6 protein-coding genes and 1 pseudogene are annotated in these 5,400 nt (G+C 47.0%); 6 read left to right on the forward strand and 1 reads right to left on the reverse strand.

The window, feature by feature from the left end; all coding sequences use genetic code 11:
• The 6 genes and pseudogenes from JF818_RS03510 to JF818_RS03535 form a co-directional block, all read left to right on the forward strand.
• Positions 1 to 393: pseudogene (locus JF818_RS03510) on the forward strand (C4-dicarboxylate ABC transporter substrate-binding protein); the annotation flags it as partial.
• Between the two features lie 65 nt (positions 394 to 458).
• Complete coding sequence (locus JF818_RS03515; RefSeq protein ID WP_198890599.1) at positions 459 to 989, forward strand: TRAP transporter small permease; 531 nt, start codon at positions 459 to 461, stop codon at positions 987 to 989.
• The gene (locus JF818_RS03520; RefSeq protein ID WP_198890600.1) at positions 986 to 2,275 is read left to right on the forward strand and encodes a TRAP transporter large permease; all 1,290 of its coding nucleotides are present in this window, start codon (positions 986 to 988) and stop codon (positions 2,273 to 2,275) included. Before JF818_RS03515 ends, JF818_RS03520 begins: the two co-directional genes overlap by 4 nt.
• A gap of 12 nt (positions 2,276 to 2,287) precedes the next feature.
• Positions 2,288 to 3,211, forward strand: coding sequence for a dihydrodipicolinate synthase family protein (locus tag JF818_RS03525; protein ID WP_198890601.1), 924 nt, complete (start codon positions 2,288 to 2,290; stop codon positions 3,209 to 3,211).
• Positions 3,208 to 3,972 (forward strand): HpcH/HpaI aldolase/citrate lyase family protein, encoded by a 765-nt coding sequence (locus JF818_RS03530; RefSeq protein ID WP_198890602.1) that lies wholly within the window; start codon positions 3,208 to 3,210, stop codon positions 3,970 to 3,972. The genes JF818_RS03525 and JF818_RS03530 overlap by 4 nt, the downstream gene beginning before the upstream one ends.
• A 52-nt stretch (positions 3,973 to 4,024) precedes the next feature.
• Complete coding sequence (locus JF818_RS03535) at positions 4,025 to 4,753, forward strand: FadR/GntR family transcriptional regulator (RefSeq protein WP_198890603.1); 729 nt, start codon at positions 4,025 to 4,027, stop codon at positions 4,751 to 4,753.
• Between the two features lie 69 nt (positions 4,754 to 4,822).
• Here JF818_RS03535 and JF818_RS03540 read toward each other — a convergent pair whose 3' ends face one another.
• Positions 4,823 to 5,278 (reverse strand): VOC family protein, encoded by a 456-nt coding sequence (locus tag JF818_RS03540; RefSeq protein WP_198890604.1) that lies wholly within the window; start codon positions 5,276 to 5,278, stop codon positions 4,823 to 4,825.
• Between the last annotated feature and the right edge of the window lie 122 nt (positions 5,279 to 5,400).

The following is a 5,400-nucleotide window of genomic DNA, read 5'->3' on the forward strand; positions in this document are numbered from 1 at the left end:
GCTCTTCAGACCAAGACCGTCGATGGCCAGGACAACCCGCTTCCAACCAACAAGAACGCAAAGTTCTATGAGGTTACTAACTCCATCACCATCACCAACCACTTGGTTGACTCTGTCTGGCCTGCAATCAACGAGGCAAAATGGCAGTCCTTGACCGAAGAGCAGAAAGGCTGGGTCATGGAAGGCGTAAAGGCCGGTATTGAATTCTGTGATACCACTAACCTCAAGGCAGAGGCAGAATTGGTTGAGTTCTTCAAGAGTGAAGGCCTCAGCATCTACCAGGCTGATCTTGATGCTTTCGCAGAGCACGTACTGGCACAGTATCTTGACAGCCCCTATTCCGATACCTGGGATATGGAGATGTTCGAGAAAATCCAGGCTGCTGGAAACTAAGCACCACCTTACGACCCGGGGCAGGTGCTCCGGGTCTCTTCTTTTGTTCAATGGAGGCCGACTACGTGAAAAAAATTGCGTTGTTTCTTAGGGATGTCATGGAAGTCTACATTCCCATCCTCTCGTTTATATTCTTATTCTTGGCTTTCATCCTGCAGGTCTTCTTTAGATACGTGGTTAACCACCCATTGACCTTTACACAGGATGTTATCGTCATTTGTTTTTGCTGGTCAGTAATCCTGGGTGCATGCTATACGATGCGCAGAAAGGGACACGTCCAGTTCACCATGCTCTATGATGCCTATAGCCCGAAAGTGGCAGCCTGGGCAAGGATGATCGGAAACCTCCTGATTATTCTCACCTTTGCTGTCATGGTAATTCCTTCATTCAAGTATGCGTTTTTCCTTGGCTTCCAGAAGACTCCTGTACTCAGGGTCTCTTACACATGGATATTCCTCCCCTTTACCTACTTCCTGCTTTCCATCATCGGCTACACGATTAAGCCGGTAATTGAGGACTGGAAGGTTATTACCGGAAAGCTTGAGGACAGTCTTGATCATCGCTTTGATCCTTTGCTTGGGGAGGTAAACAAATGAGTTTTCCACTACTGGTAACCTTATTGGTTTTTATCCTGATCTTCTTCCTCCGTATGCCGATTGCCTTCGGCATGCTCGCCTCAGCAGCTTGTTATCTTTTGGTAAAGGGTGCTGACCTGAGCTTGGTGGTTAATCAGGTAATGAATACCTACTATACCAATTACGTCATAATCGCCGTCCCACTCTTCATCTTCACTGCAAACGTCATGAACACCGGAAAGGTCACCGATATGATCTTCAAGTTCGCCGGTGGTATCACAGGGCGGATGAGAGGTGCGCTGGGACACGTAAATATCATTGCTTCCCTGATTTTCAGTGGCATGACTGGTTCTGCCATTGCTGATGCCGCAGGACTTGGAAAAATTGAGATCGAGGCCATGAAGGATGATGGATATGACCCGGAGTTCTCCTGCGCAATAACCGCAGCCTCCGCAACCATCGGTCCTATCTTTCCTCCATCCATTCCCTTGGTTATCTACGCCATGCTTTCCAGTACCTCGGTTGGGGCGCTCTTCATGGGAGGCATGGTTCCAGCTGTCCTTCTTTCGCTTTTCTTGATGGTGTATGTCGCAATTGTTGCAAAAAAGCGTAATTATCCCAGAGGGGAGAAAGTCGTCTGGAAGACCTTCCTCGCCTTCACTGTACGGGCTATTCCAGCACTCCTTACCCCGATCATCCTTTTGGTGGGTATCTACACTGGAGTAACCACCCCCACTGAAGCGGGAGCAATTGCAGGGCTCTATGCCATGATCATCTCGATCTTCGCTTACAGAGCTATGGGATTCAAGGACTTGATGAATGTTATCCGTGACACGATCAAGGATGTCGGAGCAACCAGTATTATGATCGGTGCGGCAGCTATCATTAGCTACATTGTCGCTCGTGAACAGCTCGCTGCAAATATCGGTAACTGGATCTTAGGCTTCACTGCCAACAAGTACACGTTCCTCTTCTTGGTGAACGTTGTTATCCTCATTCTGGGAATGTTCATGGATACCTCGACAATCCAGCTGGTGTTTGTACCCATCATGATCCCTGTCGCTTCAGCCTTGGGAATCGACATGATTCACTTTGGACTGATAGTGACGTTCAATATGATGGTAGGGCTCTCCACCCCGCCCTTTGGAATGTTGCTGTTTATAACCAGCGGAATTTCCGGGACACCTCTCAAGGGGATCATGAAGGAGATACTCTGGCCACTGGTCGTTATGTTGATTGTCTTGGTGATTATCACCTACTTCCCGGAAGTCACCCTATTCCTGCCGAAAGCAACCGGCCTCATGTAAGGAGAATTTGTAATGCAAGCACAATATAATGGTTGCTGGCCAACCATGATCACCCCATTCACAGAAGACAACAAGGTAGACTTCCAGGGAGTCAAGAAACTCACAGACTGGTACATTGACCGGGGATGTGATGGCATCTTTGCAGTTTGCCAGTCCAGTGAGATGTTCTTCCTCACTCCTCAGGAAAAGCTCGATATTGCAAAGGCAGTGGTCGAAGCTGCAGAGGGCAGAGTCAAGGTTATTGCAAGTGGACATACCGCTGATGACCACCAAGCACAAATTCAGGAACTCGGAGCAATGGCTGAGACCGGTGTGGATGCTGTGGTACTGGTGTCGAACAGGATGGCCAAGGAAGAGGAAGGAGAAGATGTCTTCAGGAAGAATGCTGAAGATATCTTTACCCAGCTTCCTTCCGTCACTTTTGGATTGTACGAATGCCCCTACCCCTATCTCAGGCTATTGAGTGATGACTTTCTACATTGGGCTGCCCATGAGGACAAGTTGGTCTTCCTTAAGGATGTTTCCTGTTCCCTTGAGATCGAGAAACGACGTGTTGAGCTGGTAAAAGGGACCAAGCTTGCGCTCTTTAATGCCAATACCGCTACCGTACTCGATTCTTGGATTACCGGTTATGACGGGTACAATGGGGTTATGGCAAACTTCCATATTGATATCTACAAATGGTTGTATGAGCATTTCCGGGAGGATGAAGCGTTGGCCAGACGTGTGAGCGATTTCCTTACGGTAACAGCGATCACCGAAGCAAGGGCCTACCCCATCAATGCAAAATATCACTATGCACAGACGGACATTCCCATGAGTCTGGTGACCCGTTCAAAGCCAGTCTCCTTACTCAATGAGAATGCACGCCTTGAAATCGCCAGCTTGATCCGGATGGAGAGAGCAATGCGAACTGAATTGGGATTGAAGCAATGAACCGTGGAAACGAGTTTCGAAAGAGATTGCTAGAAGGCACGGCCCTTGGGGGCCATGTCTTCCTCAATGATCCTGCAATTACTGAAGCACTTGCCCGACATGGCTACGATTTCATCTGGATTGATGCTGAGCATGGACCATTTGACAAGCAGAACCTATTGATGCATATCATGGCAGCAAATGCAGGTGGTGCAGGAGCCTTTGTACGAGTAGCCAGCCAAGAAATGGATATCATCAAGCCAGTACTTGAAATGGGTATTGATGGAATCATCATCCCCATGGTCCTTGATGAGGTAGAAGCAAAGCGAGTGCTTGATCTCTGCCTGTATCCTCCCAAAGGCACGCGGGGTTTTGGCCCCAGACGTGCGATAGGATACAACAGCCAGAACCTCAAAACCTACCTGGAACAAAGTGAAGAGAGTTTTATCAGGATCATCCAGATAGAGCATGTGGAGGCCGTACACCATGTGGAAGCCATCCTCTCTTTGCCTGCACTGGACGCAATCATTATTGGCCCGAATGATCTCTCTGGATCCATCGGTCATTTGGGAAATCCTTTACATCCGGATGTGCTTGCCTTGGCTGAAATTGCCATCAAGGCAGCAAAGGAAGCAAAGAAACCTGTGGGTGTTTCCATCGGTCCTGATGCAAAGACGATTGAGATATACAAGGCACTGGGAGTGGATTTTTTCAGCTGTGGGGATGATATTTCCTTCTTACAGCAAGGTGCAAGACAGACCATTTCCATGGTGCGTAAGTAGCTGTAGAAAGAATTGAGAAGAATCGATATGCTGTATTGAGACGGAGGTTAGCATGGATATTTCGAACATTTCGCTTACTCGGACAAATCTAAGTTCGCAGGTTGCTGACCATCTGGAAGAATACATACTCTCCTCCCCAAAAAGCAAGGTCTCCGAGAAACTCCCTTCAGAAATGAAACTTGCAAAACAGTACAACGTAAGCCGCCCGGTGATCAGGGAAGCTATGAAACTATTGCAGGAGAGAGGTCTTATCTCATTGAAGAATGGTAGTGGTGCATATATCACCCGCCCTGAGACCGATACGGTAATGAATGCCATCAACCGTATTATGCAGGTAGACCATATTAAATCTGAGGATTTGACTCAGGTACGGGAGATTCTTGAACTCTCCTCAGCCGATCTTGCAGTACAGAAGATTACAGACGAAGATCTCCAGAAGATGGATGAAATCCTTTCCAAGTTTGAAGATAAGACGCTCCCATTGAAGGAACGTGTCAAGCTGGATGAGCAGTTTCATTTGACCATTGCACAAGCTGGTGGCAATGAGTTGCTGTGTATGTTTATTGGCGTTCTGACATCCCTCCTCCGCGATTATATGGGGAAGGGAATCCTTGTAGAAGGAGGAATTGAGGACGCTATTTCCCGCCACAGGGAAATCTACCAAGCCTTCTGCAATAGAGACAGGGAAGCTGTGCATCATGCAATGGCTGAACACCTCAAGGTATCTAGTCTCAACGTACAATTCTTTGACAAGAAAGGTGCAACTGCAAAAACGAAATAGCATTTCTAAATGCAAATTAACTATACGAGCTGCAGATAGAAGAGATATACAACTCGTACAGTTAGCTTCTTACGAATGAAATTGTTGTGTCAGCTCTATCACAATACCTTCAGGTGTACTCAGATAGATAATTTGATTTCCCTTGTTTGGTCCATTGCCAACAGTAATGAGTTCTCCAATTTCACATAAACCATAAGATTTCGCTGCAGTGCGGACCTTCGAGATATCTTCAATGTTTATCGACAAGTGCCAATGTCCTACATCAACAACACGTGGTTTATAGAGTTTGATACCTTCTGTATGAGCATAGCACAAGACCTCCAACGTAAAACCACCTCCTGTAATATAGGCAATTTCAACTTGTGCCTGTGGGCAATTCGTCACCTTCGATTGTACGCCTACATCCCTTGGACCCCTATCAATTACCGTATAGTCAAACAGCTCTGTCATGATCTTCAGGAATCTATCGAGATCCTCCACAACCAACCCTACATGATTCGTACTCAACACAGCGTATTTACTCATTATGCTGACCCTCCTGATACATCCGATAGAGCTCAGACCCTTGTAGGTCAAGCATTTCTATGGTGATGAGTTCCCCTTTCTTGACATCTTGCTTCAGACGTTTCCCTGCAATGAGGTAGTAC

The organism is Sphaerochaeta sp. S2 (assembly GCF_016406725.1).
Taxonomy (GTDB): domain Bacteria; phylum Spirochaetota; class Spirochaetia; order Sphaerochaetales; family Sphaerochaetaceae; genus Sphaerochaeta.